Source organism: Chloroflexota bacterium (genome assembly GCA_020161265.1).
Classification (GTDB): Bacteria; Chloroflexota; Chloroflexia; order Chloroflexales; family Herpetosiphonaceae; genus Herpetosiphon.
Map to the genome: position 1 here is coordinate 488,368 of JAIUOC010000002.1, position 25,556 is coordinate 513,923.

The 25,556-nt window shown below is 48.5% G+C and carries 17 protein-coding genes and 1 tRNA gene; 8 read left to right on the forward strand and 10 right to left on the reverse strand.

Annotated features, from left to right (window positions below; translation table 11 throughout):
• Window positions 1-160 precede the first annotated feature (160 nt).
• From LCH85_06490 to LCH85_06500, 3 genes are all read left to right on the forward strand, one after another.
• The gene (locus LCH85_06490; GenBank protein ID MCA0351627.1) at window positions 161-6,571 is read left to right on the forward strand and encodes a hypothetical protein; all 6,411 of its coding nucleotides are present in this window, start codon (window positions 161-163) and stop codon (window positions 6,569-6,571) included.
• A 117-nt stretch (window positions 6,572-6,688) separates the two neighbouring features.
• Window positions 6,689-7,156 carry a hypothetical protein gene (locus LCH85_06495; protein ID MCA0351628.1) on the forward strand — a complete coding sequence of 156 codons (468 nt, stop codon included), beginning with the start codon at window positions 6,689-6,691 and terminating at the stop codon, window positions 7,154-7,156.
• 114 nt (window positions 7,157-7,270) lie between these two features.
• Complete coding sequence (locus LCH85_06500) at window positions 7,271-8,005, forward strand: GNAT family N-acetyltransferase (GenBank protein ID MCA0351629.1); 735 nt, start codon at window positions 7,271-7,273, stop codon at window positions 8,003-8,005.
• A 1-nt stretch (window position 8,006) separates the two neighbouring features.
• On the opposite strand, the gene LCH85_06505 is transcribed toward LCH85_06500, so the two are convergent.
• Window positions 8,007-9,257 (reverse strand): ATP-binding protein, encoded by a 1,251-nt coding sequence (locus tag LCH85_06505; protein MCA0351630.1) that lies wholly within the window; start codon window positions 9,255-9,257, stop codon window positions 8,007-8,009.
• 207 nt (window positions 9,258-9,464) lie between these two features.
• Between LCH85_06505 and LCH85_06510 the strand changes: the two genes are divergently transcribed.
• The 3 genes from LCH85_06510 to LCH85_06520 all read left to right on the forward strand — a co-directional run bounded on the left by LCH85_06510 (window position 9,465) and on the right by LCH85_06520 (window position 11,142).
• Complete coding sequence (locus LCH85_06510; GenBank protein ID MCA0351631.1) at window positions 9,465-10,031, forward strand: hypothetical protein; 567 nt, start codon at window positions 9,465-9,467, stop codon at window positions 10,029-10,031.
• An 8-nt stretch (window positions 10,032-10,039) separates the two neighbouring features.
• Window positions 10,040-10,639 carry a hypothetical protein gene (locus LCH85_06515; protein MCA0351632.1) on the forward strand — a complete coding sequence of 200 codons (600 nt, stop codon included), beginning with the start codon at window positions 10,040-10,042 and terminating at the stop codon, window positions 10,637-10,639.
• 98 nt (window positions 10,640-10,737) lie between these two features.
• On the forward strand, window positions 10,738-11,142 hold the full coding sequence (locus tag LCH85_06520; protein MCA0351633.1) for a cupin domain-containing protein: 405 nt from the start codon (window positions 10,738-10,740) through the stop codon (window positions 11,140-11,142).
• Here LCH85_06520 and LCH85_06525 read toward each other — a convergent pair.
• Both LCH85_06525 and LCH85_06530 read right to left on the reverse strand, forming a co-directional pair.
• Entirely contained in the window at window positions 11,139-12,077 is a 939-nt protein-coding gene (locus LCH85_06525; protein MCA0351634.1) for an AraC family transcriptional regulator, read from the reverse strand. The two genes, LCH85_06520 and LCH85_06525, sit on opposite strands and share 4 nt — an antisense overlap.
• A gap of 123 nt (window positions 12,078-12,200) precedes the next feature.
• Window positions 12,201-12,623 carry a CVNH domain-containing protein gene (locus LCH85_06530; GenBank protein ID MCA0351635.1) on the reverse strand — a complete coding sequence of 141 codons (423 nt, stop codon included), beginning with the start codon at window positions 12,621-12,623 and terminating at the stop codon, window positions 12,201-12,203.
• A 293-nt stretch (window positions 12,624-12,916) separates the two neighbouring features.
• Between LCH85_06530 and cas6 the strand changes: the two genes are divergently transcribed.
• Window positions 12,917-13,852: a CRISPR system precrRNA processing endoribonuclease RAMP protein Cas6 gene (cas6, locus tag LCH85_06535; GenBank protein MCA0351636.1), complete on the forward strand. Its 936-nt coding sequence runs from the start codon at window positions 12,917-12,919 to the stop codon at window positions 13,850-13,852.
• A gap of 243 nt (window positions 13,853-14,095) precedes the next feature.
• Here the strand turns inward: cas6 and LCH85_06540 are convergent, their stop codons facing one another.
• Window positions 14,096-15,433 (reverse strand): hypothetical protein, encoded by a 1,338-nt coding sequence (locus LCH85_06540; protein ID MCA0351637.1) that lies wholly within the window; start codon window positions 15,431-15,433, stop codon window positions 14,096-14,098.
• A 179-nt stretch (window positions 15,434-15,612) separates the two neighbouring features.
• On the opposite strand from LCH85_06540, the gene LCH85_06545 reads away from it, so the two are divergent.
• Window positions 15,613-15,687: transfer RNA gene (locus tag LCH85_06545), tRNA-Lys, on the forward strand.
• A 63-nt stretch (window positions 15,688-15,750) separates the two neighbouring features.
• Here LCH85_06545 and LCH85_06550 read toward each other — a convergent pair.
• The 6 genes from LCH85_06550 to LCH85_06575 form a co-directional block, all read right to left on the reverse strand.
• Window positions 15,751-17,244, reverse strand: a complete 1,494-nt coding sequence (locus tag LCH85_06550) for a carboxypeptidase M32 (GenBank protein MCA0351638.1) — start codon at window positions 17,242-17,244, stop codon at window positions 15,751-15,753.
• Between the two features lie 292 nt (window positions 17,245-17,536).
• Window positions 17,537-19,441 (reverse strand): hypothetical protein, encoded by a 1,905-nt coding sequence (locus LCH85_06555; GenBank protein ID MCA0351639.1) that lies wholly within the window; start codon window positions 19,439-19,441, stop codon window positions 17,537-17,539.
• Window positions 19,442-19,534: 93 nt separating this feature from the next.
• Window positions 19,535-21,460, reverse strand: a complete 1,926-nt coding sequence (locus LCH85_06560) for a hypothetical protein (protein MCA0351640.1) — start codon at window positions 21,458-21,460, stop codon at window positions 19,535-19,537.
• A gap of 93 nt (window positions 21,461-21,553) precedes the next feature.
• Window positions 21,554-22,831, reverse strand: coding sequence for a peptidoglycan recognition protein family protein (locus LCH85_06565; protein ID MCA0351641.1), 1,278 nt, complete (start codon window positions 22,829-22,831; stop codon window positions 21,554-21,556).
• 198 nt (window positions 22,832-23,029) lie between these two features.
• Entirely contained in the window at window positions 23,030-24,595 is a 1,566-nt protein-coding gene (locus LCH85_06570; GenBank protein MCA0351642.1) for a SpoIIE family protein phosphatase, read from the reverse strand.
• On the reverse strand, window positions 24,592-25,539 hold the full coding sequence (locus LCH85_06575; GenBank protein MCA0351643.1) for an NHL repeat-containing protein: 948 nt from the start codon (window positions 25,537-25,539) through the stop codon (window positions 24,592-24,594). Before LCH85_06575 ends, LCH85_06570 begins: the two co-directional genes overlap by 4 nt.
• Window positions 25,540-25,556: the final 17 nt, after the last annotated feature.

The following is a 25,556-nucleotide window of genomic DNA, read 5'->3' on the forward strand; positions in this document are numbered from 1 at the left end:
CCTCGCAAAATGTTCGCCACCATGTTAGCCGATGTTGGCTGAAATGTTAGCAGCCTTGACTAAGCTAAACCTGTTTATTCGTGATCAACAAAGGAGTTATTGCGATAACCAATCACAGTTGTTGCTGTTGATTGTGGAATGTTTACTGTGTGAGGTCTGAATGATTCTGCCCAATCATCGTTGGAAGCGTTTAAGCATGCTCATGCTGGCATGTAGCTTGGCTCAAATGCTGGTTCCTGCTACCTATGCCCAACAAACGGCGATTGCCCCGCAACGCCAAGAGCTTCCATTAAGTAAAGCCGTCGATTATGCACTACCCAAGCAGCAGGCGGTGCAACTAGCAAACACCAAAGCATTGGCTGTTCCTGGTTTAACCTTCGAGCTTGATCTGCCCAAACAGGTCAGCATCGGCCAAACGGTGCCGTTTACGCTCATGCTGATCAACCGGAGCACCACTGAAGGCCAAAATATCGTTGTATCGTTGCCAGTTCCGGCTGGAGCGCAAGCCCTTAAAACCCCCAATCTGGTTGATCAAACGCACTGGCAATGGCAGATTAAACGCTTAGCACCGCAAAGCCAACAGGCGTTAACTGGCAGTCTGCGAATTACCAGTCGCCCTGAACATGGCGCATTGTTGTTTAATCCTCAAGCAAACGCCAACAATTTGCCACAGCCAGCCACCCTCAGCGCTGGGGCATTGATCGCACCGCAAGTTTCAGCCAAGCAAGTTGATATTTGGCAAGCCAACGGCCAAACCATCCACAGCAACGACCAACGGGTCAGCTTGGTTTTGACTGCTAGCACAACCTCGGCCAACTTTAGCTATTCGCCCTATCAAAGCACAGCCAATCGGCAAAAAGCCCTCGGCTATGGCGAATTTGTGCCCGAACGCCGTGGGTTTAGCAGCTTTGAAATTCAGGCTGCTCAAAAATCGTTTGCGCCTGTTGAATTGCAATTTCACTATAGCCCTGAAGAATTGCAAGTGCTTGGGCTGCAAGAGCAAACCCTTCGTTTGTTTAAGTATGATCAAACGAACCAGAGTTGGCAAAGCATCGCCACCACGATTGATGCAATTAATCATGTGGCCAAAGCGACGATTACCAACGATGGAGCCTTCAATTTAAGCGATGGGTCTTCGCCATCGACCGCCTATTTGCCAACCCTGCAAGGCTTTCAAGGCGGCGGTTTTACTGGTGCGGCCAGCTATAGCGTGCCGATCGAGGTTCCAGCTGGAGCTGCGGGGCACAAACCAGCGGTTAATTTAAGCTATTCCAGCGCTGCATCCGATGGTAGCAACGGAGCACGGCCATTATGGCAAGCCAGCTCAGTTGGCAAAGGCTGGGATTTAGGCATCGGCGGATCGATTGGCCGCAATACTAGCGCTGGCTCCAGCGATCATCAATGGGATAGCTTTAGCCTGGTTTTCGATGGTCAATCATCGGATATGGTGCGTGGTCAGCCGCTCGATGGCAATTACACCAATCTTGCCGAATCGAACTGGACATGGCATGCCACCGATGAAACGTTTGTTAAACTGCGCAAATCGGCCAGCAGCGACACTTGGACGGCCTGGACCAAGAATGGCACACGCTACGAATTCAATCAAGCTTTGCGCTGGGGAACCAACACCCCATCCAATCGCTTTGAAACCTACAAATGGTTGCTGACCAAGGTGGTTGATCCAAGTGGCAATACGATTGTCTATCAATATTATGTTGACACAATTCAAGCCGCTGAGCCAATTCACCCAACATGGTTTTTGCAAAATGTCTTTTGGGGCTATGATGGCGCAACCCCTGGCACGGGCACACCTCGCTATGCTCTCTCGTTCGACATGAGTCCACGCTGGTCGGCTCCAACTGAAAATGTCGATTTGAACTGGGAGTACACCACTTCACGGGTGATGGGCAAGGCTGGCACGCCGCACGAAGCCTATCGCATCGACAAAATTAAAGTGCTGAGCATGCCACCAGGCCAAAGCAGATATCAATTAATGCGAGCCTATAAGCTCAATTATGCGGCTTTTGCCAATAGCCTCACCACGGATGTTAGCAATGGGCAGCGGGTATTGACCTTGGCCAATGTTCAGCGGCTGGGCAAAAATAACGAAGCCTTGCCTGCAATCAGCTTTAACTATGGCATGAGCCAAGGCAATGCGCTTGAGCCAACCCCAGGCTGGAACCGCCTAACCCAGGTTGATAACGGCCAAGGTGGCCTCTTAACCATCAATTACGAGCATGTTTGGAGTCAAGGAGTTGCTGATTATGCCAAGTATTACCAGAATTATTATCGTGTGGCCAACGTCGTTCAAGCTGATACCAGTAATTTAGCCTATAGCCGCGCCTATTTGACCACCTACAGCTATGCCTATCCCGCGTTGAACGATTATGGCCATTCGTTAGCAGTGGTCTATGCCCAATACCCAGAAAGTGGCAATGGCGATAGTCGTTTTGCCTTGGCACACGCCGAAAAAAGCGAATTTCGCGGGCATGCTCAAGTCAGTGAGCGGGTGTATGATGGCAACACAACTGCCACACCACTGTTGCGCACCACCGAAACATGGTTCCATCAAGGCAACGGTGGCAGCGCCGCCACTCCCTGTTCGCCAGCGATTATCACCCCTGCGTCTGGCAACCAATATGTGAATGTGAGCGATAGCTGCTACATTGCCATGCGCGATAGCGAAAGTTGGAAGGGCAAGGTTATCGCCCAAGAAACATGGTTTAATGGATCGCGTTTGAGTCGCACAGCCAATAGCTATACCCGCGTCGCCTTGCCGTTCTATGGCAATGATGGCAATGCCACCCACGCCACTCAAAGCAATAACTACAAACGGGCTGGCTTATGGCGAGCCTTCAACTATACCGCCGCAACCACCGAAAGCACCTACGAAGCAGGCACAACCAATGCCCGCAGCATCACCACCAGCTCAGTCTATGAATCAACTTATGGCAACTTAACTGAAAAACGGGTTGCTGATGATACTGGCACGGTGTTACGCAAAGAACTTGCTTGGTATACAACCCGTGATGATGCCAATAGCTATATCGTTGATCGGCCATGGCAAACCGCCACAACCGATGGCGCAGGCCGTTATTTGACGCTTTCAGCCAATTTCTACGATGGTGCAACTAACACCAATCTGCTTGGCACACGCGGTTTACTCACCCGCCAAAGCCACTACTTTAATCTGCCGCTGCAAACCGACTTAACGGGTACAACCTTGTATGGCTCCGATGCGGTATATGGCTACGATCAGTATGGCAATCGCACAAGCCAAGCCAGCTATAACGCCGATTACAGCACCCGCATCAATACCAATGGCGTGGTCAACTATGGCGTGCCAGGCAAGGGAACTGCCGCCCGTACCAGCACCATCGAATACGATAGCACCTACCATGCCTTCCCAATTCGCGAGACCAACCCGCTCAATCAGAGTCAACAGGCTGAATATGACTATCAACTTGGTACGGTAACAAAAGTATTCGATCTGAATGGGAATGCCACTTCAGCAACCTACGATAGCTTTGGCCGCATGACCAACTTGATCAAACCAGGCGATAGCAGCAGTTTTCCAACGGCGCATATCGATTATTATGATAGCTATCGCCCAGTTTTATACCTCGTGAGCCTACGTGAAGATGCTGGTCAGAGCTACTTCCGGCCAATTCTGCACTTCTACAATGGCTTTGGCCAAGAGATCCAAACCAAAGCTGAGAGTATCGACGGCAGCCAACACATTGTCAACGATACCAGCTTCGATGGTTTGGGCCGAGCTACCAGCCAATCCGAACCGCGTTATGTGAGCGATACCAGCAATTTCTGGGGCTATGTTCCCGCCAGCAATCCACTCTATCAAGCAACGACCACAAGTTTCGATGGCTTGAATCGGCCCTTGGTCATCACTAGCCCTGGCAATAGAACGGTCGAGCACCATTATGGCGTAACCACGAGCTTTTTGTATGATGATGTGATCGATCAAAATCGTCATCGCACGCAGTATCGCTACGATGTGTTTGGGCGCTTGCGTGAGGTCAACGAAATTAGCGGCAACTGTGCCACTGGCTATTGGGCAAACTACGCTTGTGGGGGATCATACACGACCAATTGGTCAGTCGCTACCAACACGCGCTACGGCTACGATGCGCTTGATCGGCTGATAACGGTAATCGATGCCCAAAATAACACCACCACTATGCGTTACGACTCACTTGGCCGCAAAATGCGCATTCAAGACCCCGATATGGGCCAATATAACTATAGCTACGATGCCGCTAGCAACTTAAATGGTCAAACCAATGCCAAAGGCCAAACGGTCAGCTTTAACTACGATGCGCTCAACCGTTTGACCAGCCAAGTCTTCCCTGATGGCAGCCACAACGATTATTTCTATGATGTTGTTGGGCAACAAACCGCTGGCTACAACTATGGCAAGGGCCACCGCACCTCGATGCAAAGCGTGCTGGCCAATGGCACAGTTCAAACGTTCCAGCGCTGGGAGTATGATGCTCGTGGCCGCGAAATCTTCAGTGGGCACAACACCAATCTTACCAAAGCCCACCATATCCTGACCAGCTACGATAGCGCGGATCGGGTCAAAACCCGCCGTTATCAGCCAATCGATGAAACCGTGACTTACAACTACGACGCTGCTTGGAATGAATATAGCCTGTGTACATCGCTTGGTGGTTGTTATGTGACCGGAGCCAGCTATGATGCGCTCAACCAGCCAACCCGCGTCAATTATGGCAATGGCAGCTACAACCAATATCGTTACGACGACCCAACGCGGCTGTTAGAAACGCTCGAAATCTTTTCAGCCCAAGGCACCAATCTCTACGCCCGTAACTATTGGTACGATAACGTTGGTAATATCAATGGCATCGGCACATGGGATAATGGCAGCAATAACCAAACCCGCCAAATTCAATATTTCAACTACGACGACCAAAATCGCCTAACCCGCGCATGGACAACCGGCGATAGCGCTGGTGCATACGACCAAAGCATGAGCTATGACTCAATCGGCAATTTGTTGAGCAAAGCTGGTGCCGCTTATACGTATCCGGCTGCTGGCAGCGCTCGACCGCATGCCGCCACCACGATTGGCAGCAAAAACTACAACTACGATGCCAACGGCAATCTCAGCACCACCTACGCGGGCACGAGCGCCAATGGCAGCGGCAACCGCTATAGCTGGGATTACGCCAACCGCCTCGTGCAAGTTGAATCGTATGTGCGTACACCTATCAGCGGTGGTGGCAGTGGCTGTGATGATGGCAACGAACGCATCCCAGATGCCAGTAATCCTGAGGCAATTCCACCCATTACCTGCCCACATCGCATCGCCAGCCCCAACCAGCCAACGGTTGATACCTATAGCGTTCAAGAACAATATGTGTACGATGCTGATGGCAAGCGCAGTGCTCGCATCGCCAACGGCCAAACAATCATCTACTTTGAAGGGGCTTGGGAAGATACGCTTGGCGTAAATGCTCGCAAACTTTATTCGTTCAATGGCAGCATTGTGGCCCAACGTGATAGCGATAACACCATGAGCTATCTGCATGGCGATCAGCTTGGCTCGGTCAGCATCGTGACCAACGCCAGCGGTGGACTGAAACATAAACAAGAATTCGACCCATGGGGCAATATTCGCGAAGGTGGAGCCAGCAGTACCAAACTCAACTATACCGGACAATATCGCGATGATACCGGCTTGATCTTTATGAATGCACGCTACTACGACCCCAAGATTGGTCGCTTTATCAGCGCCGATACGGTTGTACCAGGCAGTCCAAGCGGATCAATGAATGGCAGTGGTTTACGCTCATTGACCACCGATTTCACCGACCCAGCCTTTACCATGAGCCTCAACCAAGAACAACGTAGCACACCATGGTTTACCCTGAGTCAATCGCAACAGCAAGAAATTGGCACACCGTGGGGGCCAGCCAACCCGCAAAGCCTCAATCGCTATAGCTATGTCCAGAACAACCCACTAACCTATACTGATCCAAGCGGTCATGTGCGAACAGTTATTAAATCTCCCGCTCAAGCACGACGTGCATTAGCAAAACTCAAAGCCTATCTAGAAAGCAAAAATCTCGGATTTGAGATCAAAAGTACAGATGTATCAATCGGATATAAAGACATTATAGGAGGAACATTTGCTATAGACTTTGATAAGATGGTAAATATGTTTGGCGCAGAGACCGCCAAGGTTATAAAAACGTATATGGAAGCACTAGATAGAATGGCTAATAATCCACAAGGAAATACTCCTCAATCCATCTATTTAATTTATAACCAAAGTAAGGCAAATGGATATGTTACGACAACTCTAGAATGGGGGGAGTGCTTTGATATCAATTGTATGGAAGAATATTCACCAATTTCTGGAACCATTACCTATAAAGAATTTTCTTGGTTGGAGAGGATTGTGTATATGCACCAACATAGTGGTTCTATACCTATAATGGATGATATTAAACGATTCCAAAGCTATGAAATGGTCTATCTCTATAACGAGGTTGTATACAGTAATCAGACCAGACGAGCAACCCAATAACCCCTAAAACAAACCATTAAGTAAATGTTAGCCTAAACGTTAGTTCATGTTCGTTCGAATGTTAGTCGGTCGGCCTATGATTGCTCCATCAACTATTTTACTGATGGAGCAATCGTCATGTCGCAAGCAACACGCCCAGCCCTCGCCAGCAAACCCAAAGCCCTGCCAATCGCCGCAATTCTGATGGTGGTTGGTAGCTTGATTATGGTTGTTGGTCTGTTTCTGCCCTTCGTTTCCAGCACCACCGACAGCAGCATCAGCGTTAGCGTGATCGATGTGCTCAAAGAAGAGAGCGATCTGGTTGAATCGGGAGCCAAAGTGCTGTATAGCCTAATCGCTGGCACAGTTGGGCTAAGCCTTGTACTCAGCGCTTTAGCCTTCACTGGCAAAAAAGTATGGGGCTGGTTGGCAGTTATCTTAAGTTTTATCATTGCTGGGTTCAATACCTTACTGGCCATGGCTCCTAGTGAAGGCAAATCGGTGCAAATTGATATCGCGGCAACTGTGATCGCCGGAGCTGCGTTGGTGGTTTTTGCCGCCAGCATCGCCTTCTTACGCCGCAAAAAAACCTCAGCCAACTCGTAGCTCTATTTCAGGAGATCTGGCAGGCCAAGCGAGTATGATCGAGGTTGATCATGCTCGCTTGGCTTTTAGCCTATACTATGCTCCATTGCAAGCCAATCTTTTCAAAGGATCAGCATGGAATTAGCGCTTGAACAGGTGGTTGATGGATTCGTGCGGGGTTGGGTCTATTCGCGGGCTTTGGCGACAACCCAGCTTCGACGGATGGGTCAACACTACCACGTCAGTTTTGGTGAGGTAATCAATGGGCGCAGCGATGAATTTTTAATCTTCGATCAAGGTCAACCTGCCAAGGTAGCAGATTTTGGCCGCATGATCAGCCAACAGCACCCTCAGCTAGCCCATTGGCTCACCATCTTCAGCCAAACTCCTAGCGATTATGCGAGTGTGTTGGCTCCGCTAGGCTATCAGCCGTTACACCACGAAACGTTAATGAGTTGTGTCCTGGGCGATGTTCGATCTGAGCCACAAAGCAACGTACAACGGCTCAGCGCAACAACCGTTTTGCCAAACAACACTGAATTTGCCAAACAGCCATTTGTGCTTGGGCGAATTGATGATGCGCAACTTGGCCAATATTTGATCGACATTGAAGGTCAATTAGCAGCAGTTGCCCGCTTGGTAAACTTGCCTGAGGGAATTGCGCTGGTGGATTCGGTGGTGACCGCGCCAAGCTTTCGGAGGCGCGGCCTCGCACGTCAGTTGATGCAACACTTATTAAATGATGCGGTAGCCAAGAATTGCCAACACAGCGTTTTGGTGGCAAGTGCCCTTGGCGCACCGCTGTATCGTCAACTTGGTTACCGCGATCGGGCTGAAGTGTTGATTTTTGGGCGAGAGCAAACCAGCTAACCTATTCTTCGTCGTCTTCAGTTTCCTCTTCGGCTGCTTCGGGGTCTTCAGTCACCATTTGTTCGCGCAAGAATGTGGCTTGCTCCAAAATCACGGTATCCATATCAGTTTGGTCTTTGATATCGATCCAGCGCATCAAAGCTGAAACAAACAATTCTTTCAAGTAGGCAAATGAGAAGTCTTCGGTTACTTCGGCGGCCTGCTGAATGCCAGCTTCAGTTAATTGCGTTGAGCTATGCAGCGCCGTATTCCATTGTTCAATATAGGCCAAACGCTCGGCCAGTTCGGGCAAGCTAAAGTAATATTTGCGGTCAAAACGGCTGGGCCGGTTCATAATCGCAGGGTCAATATTCTCAGGGTGGTTGGTAGTCGCCAGCAACACAACCCCTTGATTTGCGTTGAAACCATCAACTTCATTCAAAAAGAAGGCTCGGTTGGTATCGTTGATCAACGAATCTAAATCTTCCAGCACCACGATACAGGGAGCGCTGCGGCGTGCCCGATCAAACACCGCCCGAATATTGGCGTTATTGGTCGAATATTGAGCATCGAAGCTTTTGACATACAAACATGGGTAATCTAAGGCATTCAGCAAACCTTTGATCATGTGGGTTTTGCCATTGCCAGGCGGGCCAACCAGAATAATCCCGCGTTTCCAGGCAATATTATAGTGTTCGTAGGTGGCTTTGCTTTCAAAAAAGCGCTGCAAATCGCGAAAAATATCCTGTTTAAGCGTCCCAGGCAAAATCAAATTATCAAGCGAGGCATTTTGAATCGCATAGTATAATTCTTGGCTTTTCTCCCAACTGCCTTCATCGAACACCATAATTTCATCGCGAATTTGGGTGTTCCAATCGCAGACTGCGCTGAAAAATGCTTCGATAGCTGTTTGTGAAGCCCCAATCAACCATTGCATACTATAGGAGCTACCATAGGCCATCCACGAAAGCAGCAATAAATCAAAGCTCTGGTCTTGCCAAGTGATCGTTTGCCAAGCATTTTCGAGCGAACGAGCAATCTCACCACCTTCCTCGCCCCGTAGCCATGAATAGTTAATTTGCGGATAGGGCTGTTGATGAACCTGGACCTGACACAAGCCAGCTTGAGCATAGCTGCGCACATCAAAATCGCAATCTCCGGTTTGGAGAATGCCTTGTTCAGGGTAATGCGCGGCTAATTGCTGGCTCACCATATAGGTAAACGATTGGCTGGGCAATTGCAAGGCATCATGTAAATATGTTTCTTTGTTCAAGGGAACATTCTCCTATAACGCAAAGTGCTCGTTTGATGGCTAGAGTATAAACAACCCCGATGACAATGGTTGTCACAATGGCTAAATGTGTCAGTTTAATGCTGTACCTGATTTACAATAAGATCAACATTATTGGAGCAGTGTATGGCTTTTTTCGATGCAATCAACCAAATTATTCATTGCAATGTGCTGTATTGTGGCCCAGCAATGGGTGGTAAAACAACTTCGATTCGGCAGATTGCCCGTTATCATGCGCAACAGCAATTGCTTATTTCCCCTTTACAGCGTTATGCAACCGAAATGTTCCGTTTTATTGGTTGTAGTGTGCTTGGGCAACAGCAGCTTGGTGATTGGCAGCTATATCTACACTGTCTTGGGCAAGAAGGCGTAGCCATGGATACTAGTTTCATCAATGAGTGGATTAGTATTGCTGATGCCGTGGTTTTCGTAGTTGATTCACAGCGCAATAAATTACAGTCAAATATTATTGCCCTCAAAAACGTTGCCAAAATGCAGCAGCAAAATCAACGCATGTTCCGAAAATTACCGTTTGTCTTGCAATATAACAAACGCGATATGTCATACATCATTCCAATCGAAACGCTCCAACGCTTTCTTAACCCGCTGGATTGGGATTGGGTAGAAACGAATGCCTATCAAGGAGCAGCTGAACCAATTGTAGCAGCCCTGAATATGTTAGAAACGCGACTTATAGCGTATTTAAAACAGGATGTGGTTCCGTCGCTAGCCCGATTTATCAAATTAACTGAATGAGGTTTAGAATGTTAAGCCAGCATATCGAGGCTGATTTGCGCGAAGATGCTTGGCATTTTGGCTTTTATCTTGGCAATAGCACACTGTTAGCCTTTTACCACGATGCCGATATTTTCGATGAAGATTATGCTGAATTTTTGCTGGCGAATCGTCACGTTTTTGCCGCTAGCTTTGCCGTTTTCAGCAACAATTGCTTAACCCCACATGGTTCAGGCCAATCGGCTTTAAATCGGGCGGCAACTTGGGTGGCTCAAAGCATGCTCCCAACGATTGCCTGTGCTCATCCAATCGAGCTATGGGAATTAGCCCCAGCCAGCCAAGATCGTACATTTAACGCTGCCTTCCAGCATTTCGGTGAGGCACTGGCCTTGGGTACACTTCCCACTCAAATCATCCAAAATCATGATTATTTTCCACACGTATTCAATGGTGGCAGCTTTTTAGAGCAGGTGATCATGGTTTTCGTCAATAATTTACTCGTTGATGCTGATGGGCTAGTGATGAATGAACAAGCCGCCTTGGAACGAGCAACATGGTGTTTGCTACGCTGGATCGATCGTAGCGTTGTGCTCGATCCACCGATCGCGCCATGGGAAATTAATTGCTAAATCGCTGGAAGATTAGGCAATAATCGCCGAGCATCAGGCAACGCCATTAAAGGAAAATTGACTATACTGGCAATGATTGGTTTAGCTATGAGGTTAGTATGGAGATTAAACGTAGTGGTTCGCAGCCTTCGGAAGTTGGCTCGGCAGCCTATTTTAGCGGCACAGTTCGCATCGATCCACTCTTTCAAGCGCCAGAACCAGCACGAGTGCGCGGCGCAAGTGTCACATTCGAGCCAGGCGCACGCACCGCCTGGCATACCCACCCACTGGGTCAGACCTTGATTGTCACGGCGGGGTGTGGCTTGGCTCAACGGTGGGATGGCCCAATCGAGATCATTCGGCCAGGCGATGTGATTTGGTTTGCCCCAGGCGAAAAACATTGGCATGGCGCTGGCCTCACCACGGCCATGACCCATATCGCGATTCAAGAGCAACTAAATGGTGCAGTCGTTGAATGGCTGGAGCATGTTAGCGACGAGCAATATCAGGCTGAACTTGGCTAAGCACTTGAACGCCGCAAACGAGCCAAATCCTCGGTTGGCGAGCAACCAAAGTAGCGCCGATATTCGCGGCTAAATTGTGAGAGGCTGGCATAGCCAACTTGCTGGCTAATTGCCCCAATCTCCAATGCTGTCGCGACCAATAAACGCCGCGCTTCGTGCAAACGCAAAGTTTTTTGAAACTGAATTGGACTAAGCGCGGTAACCGCCTTGAAGTGTAGATGAAAAGCCGAAACACTCATATTCGCCAGCGTAGCAAGCTCCTCAACCCGCAAAGGTTGGGCAAAATGGCGGCGCAACCAGCTAATCGCCTGCGCTACCGGGGTAACTCGCGAAGTGGTTTGGCCAATTTGAGCCAGCCGACCACCAAATGGGCTACACAACAAGCGAATAATCATTTCGTCGATCACCAACGGAGCCAGCAATTCGACCTCATCAGGCTGACTGAGCAAATCAAGCAAGCGGCTCGCAGCTTGTACCAACTGACGATTGGTGCGTTCAATCGAAATTGCTCGCAGTTGCGTTGGCGCAGGAATACCCTGCGGATAGACTTTAAGCGCCAATTCGGCCACGCGCTGCGGATCAAACTCCAGCTTGAAGCACAAATATGGCTCGGCAGCACTGGCTTGGGTAATTTGGGCGGCAACTGGCAAATCGACAGCCACAATCAACACATGTTCAGCATCATAATTGTAGGTCTGATCGCCCAAAACCAACTGTTTAGATCCTTGGGCCACAAGGCAAATGCTGGGCTGATAGAGCGCAGGGATCGAACGTTGATGCGGTTTCGATTCACGGATGGCATAGATTCGAGGAAAAGCCAAATCAAACCGCCCATCATGTGGGGCATACTGAGCCAATAATTGAGCCAAATAACGGCGTTCTGGCCCTAACAAGGGTTCAGTTTCAGGGGCGGGAGCAAGCTCCAACAGCGTCATGGTAGGTATCCTCGTCGCAATAAGCTGCAACTACTATACCAAAAAGCGCTGCTTGTTGGATCGAAGAAATCAAACAATCGCGCTGGTCAGCGAGTTTAGCCAACCAGCGCGAAAATCGACATTTTACTCTAGGCGTAAATTACCATCACGATTGGCAATATCGTTGGCCTTAGCAGCCTGATCGGCGGTGTAATTCAGGGGTTGCGAGGGAACCCATTGCCCATCAATTTTTTGGCAAACTGCATTTAAGGTAACGCTAACTTGCCGGCTGGTACGTTGATACGAGCCTGCTGGCACGAATGGCCCCAAATTATCTGAGACATTATGGTTCGCTGGATTATCGGTGAACAAGGTTAAAACCCCATCCATATTGGCCAAATCGGTGATTGAGCCAGCTTGGTTAGCCGAATAGCTCAACGGTGGCGATTGCACCCAGCTGCCATCATTTTTTTGACAAAGCGCGGTAAGCGTTACATTAATGTTTTGGCTAGTACGTTGGTAGGAACCCGCTGGAACATATTCTTTCGCTTGTTCTTGCACTGACATAGGTATTCGCTCCTTGTACCAAAAGCCGTTTGCCATAGCTTGCTTATCTATTGACTCCTGCTTGATCGGCTAGCCTTGAAGCCTCGCTAGCGAACCACACAAAGCAATCCTTGCAAGCCATTTGAAATGTATAGATATCTATAATTGAGCGCTCGTTAATTAAACGTTGCTCGCGACCAAATCATGAATTATTTCACTCAACATACCTAAAAGATTACCGTAGACATCCATCAACACCACGTGTATGCTATGCTGGGTGTAAGTAGCAGTCAATGTATGTAGAGGAAGATTGCATGGAACTTTTGCCAGATTTGCCACTGGTTCATTTACGCTTCGCCTATCGCTTTATGGCTGAAACCCGCTTGCCACGTTGGAAGGGCGCACTTTTGCGCGGCGGCTGGGGTCGCGCACTCAGCAAGGTTTTTTGCATCCCAACCTGTGAGAATGTGAGTGATTGCCAAGTTGCCTGCCCTTATCGCAACCTTTTTGCCCCTGAAGCACCACAAAATCAATTAGTTGGAGTTCGTGAAGCACCACGGCCATTTATTGTGCGCCCGCCACTTGATGAACAAACCCAGTTTAGCATTGGCGATCGATTAAGTTTCGATTTGATTTTGATTGGCTCAGCTGAACGCCATGTCATTCCGATTATTGCGGCCTTTGAGCATTTGGGTCGCTTAGGTTTAGGCGAAGATCGGGCGATGGCTGAGTTGAGCCAAGTTGATAGTTTTTCCAGCCAGCGCCAGCAATTCATTCCATTATTAAAGGATGGCCAGTGGTTTGGCATGGCGGCGCAGCTGCAACCACAATTTTTTCTTGATCACGCTCAGCGTTTTGAGAGCCGCTGGCAATTACAATTTGTCACGCCAACCCGCCTCAAACAGCAAGGTCAGTTGGCACGGCAATTCGATTTGCCGCTGATTGTGGGGGCTGCCCTGCGGCGGATACAACAAATGAATAGTTTATACGGCACAAAACCTTGGAATTGCGATCTTGATCGATTATTCAACCAAGCACGGGCGGCACAATTTGAGGCCGCTCATACTCGTTGGGTTGAATGGGGTCGCACTTCGGCGGCAACTGGTCAAAATATGCAGTTTGGCGGAGTCGTTGGCACAATTGATTTTTCACGGATTACGCCCGAATTAACCGCCTTGTTGCTGATGGCCTCGGCGCTGCATATTGGCAAAGCTGCGGTTTTTGGCAATGGCTGGTTTCGGTTACGCTGAGGAAGCAGGGTCAGGGTTTAGAGGCCAAGGGTCAAAATACTGAAGAATAAAGATAGAAGTCAAAAATCAAAAAATATAAGGGCCAAGGATTTTAACCCAGAGGCTCTAGGCTATCGGCATAATTTTGGATATTACTACATAACCAACGCTAGCCAAAAGCCCATAACCTAACGATGCTTCATGTCCTAAGCGGGTCACAAAAGTTCAGGCCCATACTTGCCGATCGCAATCTAATAACTCGCGCTAACGGTGCTCTTCACTGCAATAATCGTCACGTCGGCTGATAATTTGCGCCAATTGGGACAATAACTGCCCAGCGTAAATTGGGCGCTCGCTTTCGTGATAATAGCGATGATACAAATGTGGTTCAAGTTCATTCAGGGTTTGCATTGCCCTTTCTTCACAAGCAATTTTGCTAGCGTTGATTAGGCCATAATTCATAGCAGCAGCGGCAATTTCCATCTGCCCAGCTTCAAGCAAACGAATCACGACGGCGATTGACCCATGCATTTGCGGTTGATCGCTGGCTTGGATAAAACCCGCTCGCACGAGTTGGCGCAAGAGCCGATTGAGCATGGGCTGACTGAATCCAGTTGCCAAGTTTAGGGCATTCAATGGAATCGGCAGATTTGGCGCACAACAGGCCAACAAACTTAGCAAACGTCGCAGTTTAAGCAAATCGCCGCCAGTCTTGGCTTTAACCAACAAATCATAGTTAATCCGCACGGTAGCTGCGATGCTCGCTTGATGATTGATCGTCGAAGGCTGTTCGGTTTCAGCTAAATCTTGGGCATTCAGTTCTCGTTCATCGAGCAAGGCCTGACGGAACCGCTCAAGATACTGACTGGGTGCAAGGGTTGGCTTAATTTTACCCAAGGTGTGGCCAACCAGAGAAAGCGCCAAGGGCACATAACCAATAGCCTCAGCCAATTGGGTTGCCTCAGTTGGCTTCAGCCGTGGAGTCAAACGCTGGAGTAAATCACAACTTTCGCTTGGCTCCAACACATCAAGGGTTAATTGGCGAAGCTTGTTCGCCGACCATGTGCGGTTGCGACTCGTCACCAAAATTCGACAGCCACTCCCAGACGCAGGCCGATACAGTTCAAGCAATGCCTCGTTTTCACAGTTATCGAAGATTAATAAACGTGGGATGGGGCGATTAAAAAAAGCCTGAACCTCGACCAAGCTGAACGTCCGTGTGGGGTAAATTTTGCGCCAAATTGTATCGATACTGGGCAACACCATATATTGAGCTGAATTGGTATCATCGGCGTTAATCCAAAAAACGCCGCCTGCAAAGTAATACCCATAGCGATAGGCAAATTCAAGGGCTAGGCTGGTCTTACCAATCCCACCCGTTCCAGTAATCACCACGACAGGAGTACTTGCGGTTGCATCGGTGCTTGCCATCGCCTGAGCCAACTGTTGCAAATAACGTTTACGCCCAATGAACCTAGGATCTGGATGCAAAGGCAACCACGATTCAGGCGCAGGTTGCTGGCGCTTGGGAATCCGCTTGAGTGGCAATTTGGCTAATTGAGTATGTGCTTGTTGCAAAATTTCAATCTCTGGCAGGTTCATAACAAGCTTCCTCATCAATTGACGCACCTATGATAACCGAAGAAGGCCTGAATAGGTCAGAACCACCTAGAACAGAGCCTCGGGTTTCGTGGTTTCAACTGCTGCTAGCTCTGCACTCCAACCCCGAACTACCAATTTGACAAAAGATCTGAGGCTGTGTATACTTATAGACGCTGTTTGGGCCGGTAGCTCAATGGTCGAGCATCTGACTCTTAATCAGCTGGTTGTGGGTTCGAGTCCCACCCGGCTCACCAAACGCAAAAGGGACGTAGCAAATTTGCTACGTCCCTTTTTTATGGGTTCCAAACAGCTAGTGTTTAATACAACTCAGCAAATTTGGTTTGTAAATATTTGACATACGGTGCGGCATCCATTGGGCGGCCTGTGGCGCGTTTAATCAACTCATTGGGCAAGAATTTGCTGCCATGTTGATGGATATTTTCCCGCATCCAGCCTAGCAATGTGCCAAATTCACCCCGCCGCATTTCATCCCAAATTTCAGGATGTTTGGCGATCGCCGTATCGAACAATTGTACCGAAAGCACATTGCCGATGGTGTAGGTTGGGAAGTAGCCAAACATCATGCCCGACCAGTGAATATCTTGCAAGACACCTTCGGCATCGTTGGGTGGCGTGATACCAAGGTAAGCTTGCATTTTGGCATTCCAAGCTTCTGGCAAATCGGCAACCTTGAGCGTGCCTTCAACCAGGGCAATTTCCAATTCCATGCGCAACAGAATATGCAAATTGTAGGTCAGTTCGTCAGCTTCAACCCGAATCAACGAGGGCTTAACCGCATTAACCGCGCGATAGAAGCTTTCCAGTTCGACCTTGGCTAATGGTTCAGGGAAGGTCGCCTGCAAATCGCTGTAGAAAAATTCCCAGAATGGCCGCGAACGCCCAACGATGTTTTCCCACATGCGCGATTGCGATTCGTGTACGCCCAACGATGTGCCCCGCCCAAGTGGCGTGCGATCAAGCTCAGGCTTGATATTTTGTTCATAGAGCGCATGGCCAGTTTCGTGCAGCGTGCCGAATAAGGCTGGTGAGAGCCAATTAGGATTAAAGCGCGTGGTAATCCGCACGTCGTTGCGGCCAAAGTTGCTGCAAAATGGATGGGTGCTGCGATCTTGGCGACCACGATTCCAATCGTAGCCATAGCGCACAGTCACCTTTTTGCCAAACGCTTCTTGCAAGGCTTCAGGATAATTACCATGCAACGGGGCATCGCGGCCATCGTCGCCCATGGCGGCAATTTTCAGCACCAACGGCACAGTGCCAGCTTTCAACTCTTCGAATAGGCCAATGGCTTGATTGGTGGTTAAACCACGTTCATAGCTGTTGAGCAAGGAATCGTATGGATGTTCCTCGTAGCCCAAAAATTCAGTTTGTTCGCGCACCATCTCAACAATCGTTTCAAGATGGGGTTGAAATTGGCCAAAATCGGAGTTGGCGCGAGCATCTTCCCAAACTTTGCCCGCCAAAGCGCGTACCCGCGATTGTTTGGCCACAAATTCGGCAGGCAATTTGCTCGAACGCTCGTAGTTGTAGCGCGTATGGCTGATCAAACGAGCATCATCAGAGTCGGGCGGCAAATCGGCAACATTGACTGCATCGAGCAATTTAAGCGTTTTTTCGCTAGTAAATAGCTCGTGCGAGATGCGGCTAATCGTGGCCAATTGTTCGGCACGAGTGCTGGCTCCGCCGCGTGGCATTTGGGTACGTTGATCCCATGACAATAGTCCAGCAGTATGGTTGAGATCGCGAATTGTCGCCAGATGGTCACGAAGTTGCTCAAGGGCTTGGCTCATGGGTGCTTAATCCTTTTTAATTGAAGCAGCACAACCAAACTGATCATGCTGCTGACTACTCCTACTCCATTTTAGCATATGTTGATATGATCATACGAGTTTCTTTTCAAAATCAAGCGGCCAGATAGGTTTTGATCCACGAAGGGCACGAAATAAGGCTATGGGCTTTCGGCTTTTGATATCCCAACCTACTCCCGATAGCCCATAGCCTATACGCAGCTGCGTTAGAGCCTTGTGCCTGAAACCGACCACTCCTATGCTCTATGTTCTATGTTCTTTGCTCTATGTTCTATTACTCGCGAATGCCCCAAAACTGCAACTGCCCACGATCAACCGAAACGATCAAGCGTTGATCGGGCGCAATAGTGGCATTTTTGGCACTGAACAAGGCTTGTCCATCATTAACACGATAGATAATTAGATTTGGTTCAGTTAGGTTATTGTCAAGTGCAGCAGATTGTAGCAGCAACAATTGGCTATCGGGGCTAAATTGAATCGCTGGATACCAAGAGCGCGAATCAAACGCTTGACTGCTACTGTGGCACTGAATTGATTGGGTTACTTGTAGGCTTGCGCGATCAAGCACAACTGCACAGATATTGCTTGACTCAGAGGGTTGGGTGGCGACGGCCAAGCTTTGACCATCAGCGCTAACGGCCAACGCCAAAGCTGCTTGATTGAGATCGATTGTTTGCAAAGTTGTGCCTGTGCTCAGCTCAAGCAAACTGACCTGACCTTGCTCAGTAACAAGTGCTAATTGATTTTGATTGGGTACAATCACCAAATCGACCAAATAGACTGGATCAAGTTGGCGGGTATAGAGTGCTTGGCCAGCCTGCGAAACATGCAATTCAACCTGATTGCGATTGACCGATTCGACCACAATCTGTTGGTCGGCATCACCGATAATAAAATTGTAGCCAACATCATCGATGCCATAGAGTTGTTGCTGCCAAAGTTCACTCATTTCACTTAAATTCCACTGGCCTACGCCAAGGTTAATCTGGTTGCTATCGCTGCTGAAGTCGGGTTTCGGATTCAAGCGATAGAAGATTGGGCGTGGTATTTCGTAGGCCAAGCTGGTTGGCTCAAGCTTGAGAATTTGCTGGCCACTGGCAATCGCCAATAATTGGCTATTAGGGCTAAACGTAGGTTGATAATAAACCGGAAACTTGAAGCTTTGGCTATGCCCATCGGAAAGCGTGACAACCGTCAGCGCTTGATCATCAAATAACAAAGCTTGACTGCTATCGGCGCTAAATCGCAAGTGCTTACTGCTATTGCCTGCATAAATAACTTGTTGATCAGCCAATCGAATCAGGCTAACTTTACTGTCGTTTGGTACACCTTCAGGAATCGCAAAACGCGCCTCGATTTGACCATCAGGGCTGATAATCCGTGGGTTCGGCTGATCGTAATTGGTTGGTTGGGTATTCCAAGTGTAGTCAGTATCGTCAGTTGCTAGGCGTTCAATAAACTCGCCCGTTGTGGCGTTATAGCGCTCGATCGACCAGATACCTGCCAAGGCTGGATCGCTGCTTACTTCAATTAACGCTTCGATGATTGTATTGTCAGGGCTAACCCGAATCGCTTTGATCGCACTAGCGCTGCGCACAAAATAGGTTTGTTTTAGCAAGGGTAAGCTATAAACCCCAAAACCCAAGCTAGTTGCCACCACCACAAATTCGTTATTGGGGGCAAAATCACCGCTTTGTAGCGTGCCTAGGCCGATTGTTTGTAATAGCTCAATTTGTGGCAGCGATGCTTCGTTAATCGGTTGGCTACTACGGGCTGGCAAACTTGCTGGGAAGGCCAATAAGCCATGAGAATTAGGGTTGATTTGTTGAATCGGGATTGACGGCATTTGCATTAATTGCGGCAAGGGGTTATTGGTTTGAACCGAGCTAGCAACTTCAGTTGCAACAAGGGTTGGTTCACTAGTGGCCGTTGCAATTAGCTCTTGGGTTGGGCTTGGCAAAGCCTGAGTTGGCGCAGTTGTCGCGCTTGGTTGGGCTTGGGTAGGGGCAAGCGTCGCCGAAGCTTGGGCTACTAAGCCTTGAACACTGCTACTGGCCGTAATGTTGGTCGCGGTTGGTGGCAGGCTTGGGGTTGGTTGGGCTGCTGGCGTGTTTTGGCAAGCACTGATGATCATGATTAAAAGACCAAAACTGAGCCGTTGGGCTGGTTGCTTGAACATAACTCCTCCTTTGCTGAATGGATCTATCATCTAAGAAGGAGCTATGTCAGACCATAGTACGAATCTGATAGAATACTTATGCCTAACTGAAATCTACGGTTTCAGACCCCATAATTGTAATTGACCACCCTCGATTGATAGATAAAGCTGATTATCGGGTGCGAGCATGCCTTGTTTAATTGCATATTTTGGCATACCATCGCTCATTTGATACACAATCGCAGTATTTGTTCTTGAATCAATCGGGATGATCATTAAATCAGCAGTATCGATGACTTGAATAGCTACTTTCTTTCTATATGCCTTATAGTCTAAATTATTGTAAGTAAGCGCAAATTGCTGATCAATCGCCCCAAATGTCCGAATAATACTTAAATCATTGCGATTGAGCAATGCTGCAATAATCTCCTGAGGATTTTCTTCGAAACTTACAACAATTTGATCGCCATTACTGCCAAAGGATAATTCTTGAAGTGCATATGGAAATATTTTGGATTGAACAAATGATTTCCTTGCTAGATCATAGAAATGTAATTCATTATTATTGAGAATAAAACCAATTTGCTCACCATCAGGACTAAAATAGGCATCATTCAAGGTGTCGGTAACTGTAAAGCTATTATAGAGCTGCTCGGCTTTAAAAAGCTTTAGCTCAATTGGTTCATTATTTCTAGCAAATCTTTTTTCGCTGGTTAATAGCCACTCGCTATCACCATGAACGATCGCCATCCCCAAAGCTGCATCCCCGAAAAATGGTAGCCGCTGTTGGCGAATCAAGGCTGGCTCTTGGTTTACCGACCAAATATTTTCGCCATTGCTGAGCATTTGGCCATCAGGGCTGAAGGTTGGGCGCGTATAGGTACGATACATCGTATCAATTGGTTTATTTGGAAAGGTTTTGAAAAGTCGGGATTGATTTAAATCGAGCAATTGAAATCCATCACTGGTGGCGTATAGGCTGCTGTCGGGGCTGAAATTGCCATAGCTGTAGGCTGGAATCACTAGCTGTTGCACGGAGCCTGAATTCAAATCGAGTAATTGAATCGATTGCTCAAAAAATACCGCAGCATAGGCACTATCGGGGCTAAATCGCAGATATAACGATTGTTCATCAGTATAAATCGTGGTCTGATCGATCACGCGCTCGATTGCAACCCCTAAACCAAGCGCTAGGCCTGGTGGTGGCTCAAGATGGGCAAAAAACGCTTGATTCGGGCTGTAAGCACCATAGCCGCCACGCTGCGTTGGAATTGATTGGTTTCCAATGAATGGCTCGCTTGAGTCCCATTGGTTCAGATCAACCATTTGCTCAGTTTGATCGATAAAAGCCCCAGTTTGGCTTGCGTAACGCCGAATTGTGGCCTTAACTGGCGATGGATTGATTAAATCGGGATTGACTAATAGATTAATCGTTGCACTATCATCACTAATGCTAAGGTTATAGATTGTGGCTGGCACTTGCGCAACATAGCGTTGCTGCAAACTTGGCAAATCATACACAACTAAATTAATCGGCGTTGCAACCGCCATAAATTGATTATTCGGAGCAATCGCGAGATCAATCACCTCGCCCAGCCCAATTTTTTGCAAAAGGCTTAGGCTAGGCAAGGTTTGCAAATTGATCGTTCCTGCGCTGCGTTCGGGCAATAATGCGGGATTAGCATAGGTCGTTTGATCATTCAAACTAAAGTTTAGTGGCGGATCAAGCGTCGTTTGCATAAATTCTGGCAGTGGTTCGCTGATCAAAATTGGATCGGGTAATGGTTCAATGCTAGGTTCAAATGGCGTTGGGTTTGGTGCGATGGTTGGCTCAGTCGTTGGCGTTACCAAAACTTGAGCAGCTTCGGTTGGCATTTCTGGCTCGTTGGTTGGAACCAGCGATGGCGTTGCTGAATTCTGAGCAAACTGGGTTGGGCTTGTTTGGGCTGTAGCTGTTGGTTGATTTTGGCTTGGTTGACATGCGCTCAATCCAAGCACGAATGTGCCACAAAGCGCTAATCGAACAAGGTTTTTAAACATAACTCCTCCTTAGATGCGTAGGTTTATCATCTAAGAAGGAGTTGTTACAAAACATCATACGAGGCTGATAGTTGGCTTATAACTGGATGAACGTTAATCGGCCTGTTCACTCAATAAACGTACTTCAGCAGGTTTGTTGGCCAGCGCGAACAGCGTATCGCCAGCATAGACCACATACACATATTCGTTATTGCGATAGCTCCAACGCCGTTGGCCCGACAATGGTGCGCCAAGATTAGCTTCTAGTGCTTTTTTGATAAATGGCAACTTGGCATCGAAGCTCGTATTGATACGGCTATACATGGCTCGATTGATCGTTTCGCGTAGGGCGGCATCGGCGGCTGAGGCATTTTGGGCCGCCACAATTGCACTAAGTTGTTTGACCACCGACCAATTGGTTGTGCCTGTAGCGGCAATTGGTGTATACAGCGCATCAAGCGAGAAAATTTGGGCCGCATAGGCTGCGCCATCGCCAGCCTGCAAACGGCTGCTATTGCCCAACGGCACACCCACTAGCTTACGTGGCGGTCGGCTAATAAATTGATAAAAGGCTTGATCCGGTCGATAATCCACACCCAACGCACCATAGGTAAATTGCATCAGGGCATTGTAAACATCCTGATCGGTCAAATCGTTGGCACGCAGCACAATATCCCATTGATTGTAAGGGCTAATCACAACATCGCGGCCATAGACTTCGCCGGTGTAGCGCACGCCTTTTACGCTAAAATCCATGCCAACCCGAATCGGCGAGCCAAGTTTGTTTTTCAAGGCATATTGATGAAACATCCAATCAGGTCGATATTCACCCTTAGCCAGTTTATAAACCTCGTTGCGCAGTTGTGCGCCGAGGGTATTGGGACGTGGGCCAACGCTTGGGCTGCTTTCATCAAGCAATTTCAAGGTATATTCAACACTATAGCCCCGTGGATCGTCTTTATAGCCAGGCGCAACCGTGCTATGCGCAAAGAAGTAGTCACGATTGATTGGAATCGCATAGGTATCACGAAAATAGCGAATTAACTCGACGAGTGATTTGGTTTGAGCCGTAGTGATCGGCGTACCATCATTTGGCCCCTCAACCTCGACCCCGATCGCATATACATTGATTTCGCCGCCGCTATAGCCACGTGCCCAACTGCGCACCCCGGCATGCCAAGCAATATAGGCTTTTTCATTAACGTAGTGATAGGTTTTACCATCACGCGCAATCAGATAGTTATAACTTGAGCGAACTTCTGGCCGCAGGTTCCATTCGAGTGAGCCATAGCCCGCTGTTTCGTGCAAAATCACAAATTCGGGCTTGAAGCTCGTGGTATTACGGGCGGTTTTGTTGGGGGTTTTGTTGAGATACGAGGTATCAAACTGCATACAGGCTCCTTGCATGATGCCAATCATTGCATCATTACTACCGCTCCTAATAATCTCGTTGTTAATGTACTACAAAATGGATAAGAACATAGAGCAAAGAACATAGGGGATTGTAATTTTAACCACGAAGAACACGAAGAGCACGAAGCATAATTTTTTATGCTCTATGCTCTATGTTCTATGTTCTCATTCCCCGATCTACACAAACTTCACGGCCAACATGGTAATATCGTCGTGCTGCTCGGTATGGTTGGCAAAGTCTTGCACATCGTTGAGCACAGCATCGAGCAAGGCCTGAGCATGAATATCGGCTGGCAATGAGCGCACTAAATCTTCCAAACGCTCGAAGCCATACATCTCGTCGCTGCTATTCATGGCCTCAACAATCCCATCAGTGAAAAACAATAGCATATCGCCATGGTTACACTGAATTGGGCTATCTTCATATTGAATTAATGGTGTGATGCCAAGCGGCAACGATTGGCCGCGCCCAGTCAAATATTCGGGAAATTCGGGCTGATTGCGGCTGCTATGAATGAGAAATGGATAAACTTGTCCAGCATTGGCCCAAACCAAGGTGCGAGCTAAGGCATCGATGCGGGCATAACTGACCGCCGCAAACATACTACGAGGAATATTCTGTACCAAACTGGTGTTGGTTTGATCAAGAATCATGGCCGGGGTGGCTTGGGTGCCCGCCAAGGCGCGAAGGGTACTGTAGGTTGCGACCATCACTAAGGCAGCAGGCACGCTCTTGCCCGAAACATCGCCAATCATCAGATCAACGGTGTTGCTGCCTTGAGCGATCACGCCATAGAAATCGCCTGAGGTTTCGCGTTGCGGCAAACAAATCGCAGCTACTTCAAGCCCCGCCACGCTTGGCAGGCGTTTCGGCAACAGCGCTTGTTGTACATTTCGCGCAATTTGCAGTTCGCCCAGCATTCGTTCGCGTTCACTCTGCTCAGTATAAAGCTTGGCAATGCGCTGCGACATGAGATTAAAGGTGCGGGTCAGGTCGGTTAATTCATCGGTAACTCGTTGATCATCGGGCAGGGTATGACCCAAATGGCCGTCGGCGAGTTGTAACGCACCATGTTTCAAACGCTGAAGTGGCCGATTGACCACAAAAACTGTCGCCAGCCAAGCACAAGCAATCGCCACCAAACTGCCACCAATAATCAATGGCAACAGTTGGTTAATCAACGATTGCTGGGTCAGATCACGCGCCTCAACCGAAAGCGAAGCCTCAACAATCGCAATCACATAGGGCTGACCTTGGGCATCGTTAACCACAATTGGCGCAACCAAGCCATAGTACGAGCCAAATTCATCGGCATAGCGCACGGCATGGCGCTGGCCATCCTCAAAGGCGGCCCAGTGCTCAGGCGTATCGTAGAAGAAGGGATAGTTGATGCCAGTATTATCAACATCGACCCAATAATACAAACGATGGGTTTTGATATCGCGGCGTAAAATGCCAATAAAGCCCACGTTAGCCGCAGTTTGGGCTTGGGCCAATTGCTTTTGTAGTGTGGTATAGGCTTCGGTATACAAATCAGCTGGTGCATCAATTTGGCTCAACAGGGCTGGATCAAGCTCACGGGCAATCAATTCAACGACTCGTGCCAAACGTGTATCCATCTCGCGTTGCCAGCGCTGGTTAGTTTCCCGATAAAAACTCAGGCCAGCAAAGACTAGTGTCGCAATAATGATCACTTGGAGCGGCAACAACACTTTGATAATCAGTGGAATACGCAGTTTCATTGCTCGCTCCCCAAGCGTTGTGGATTACTACCATCGGCATTGAAGCGCCAAATAGTGTTGTTATAGGCATCGGCAGCATAAACATGATTGTTATGAAACGCCAAACCAAAAACTTGCCAACGCGCCAGATCCGGGGCAAAGGCCGCGATTGGCTGACCATCGTGGGTTAGGCGTTGAATCCGCTGATTGCCCATATCGCCAACATAAATATCGCCGGTCGCTTGATCAAGCGCAATATTGAGTGGGTAGGAAAATTCGCCAAGGTTGCTGCCATAGCGACCAATCACCCGCAAAAATTGCAGTGAAATCATATCGCCAGCTTCGTGCAACGAAAATTCTTGAATGCGGCCATTGAATGAATCGACCACATACACATGGCGACGCTCGCGATCAACGACTAAATCACTGATGCCGCTAAATTGTTCATTGCCATTACCAAACTCGCCAAAAAATTCGGCCAATTGCTGGCCATCACGATGATAGACCACCACCCGATTGGCCTTGTAATTGGCCACCCAAATTCGGTCGGCACTATCAACAGTTACGCCATAGGGTTCATTGGTTGGCTCATCCATGGCTGGATCATAATCGTTGCCACCAAACTCGCGTACAAACGAACCATCAGGCTCGAAGCTGCGCACCCCATCGTGCACCAGCGTCGCTTCATCATTATAAATAAAATTGCCGATATACAAACGGCCAAAACTATCGCGCCCAAGATCCCAGCCAGAGTGAATATTGCTTGGGCCAACCCCAAAAACCCCAATACTGGCGGCAATTTGGCCAGTGGAGTCGAGCTGAGCGATGCGATAATTACCGCGATCAGAGACATAAATTTGTTGATCGCTGGCAACGGCAACGCCATTTGGTCGCAGCAAGTGTTGAGGTTGCTGGCTACAGCCAGCCAACAACCCCACAAGCAAGAATGAAAGACAGCGGCGCATGCATGCTCCAAAGTGCG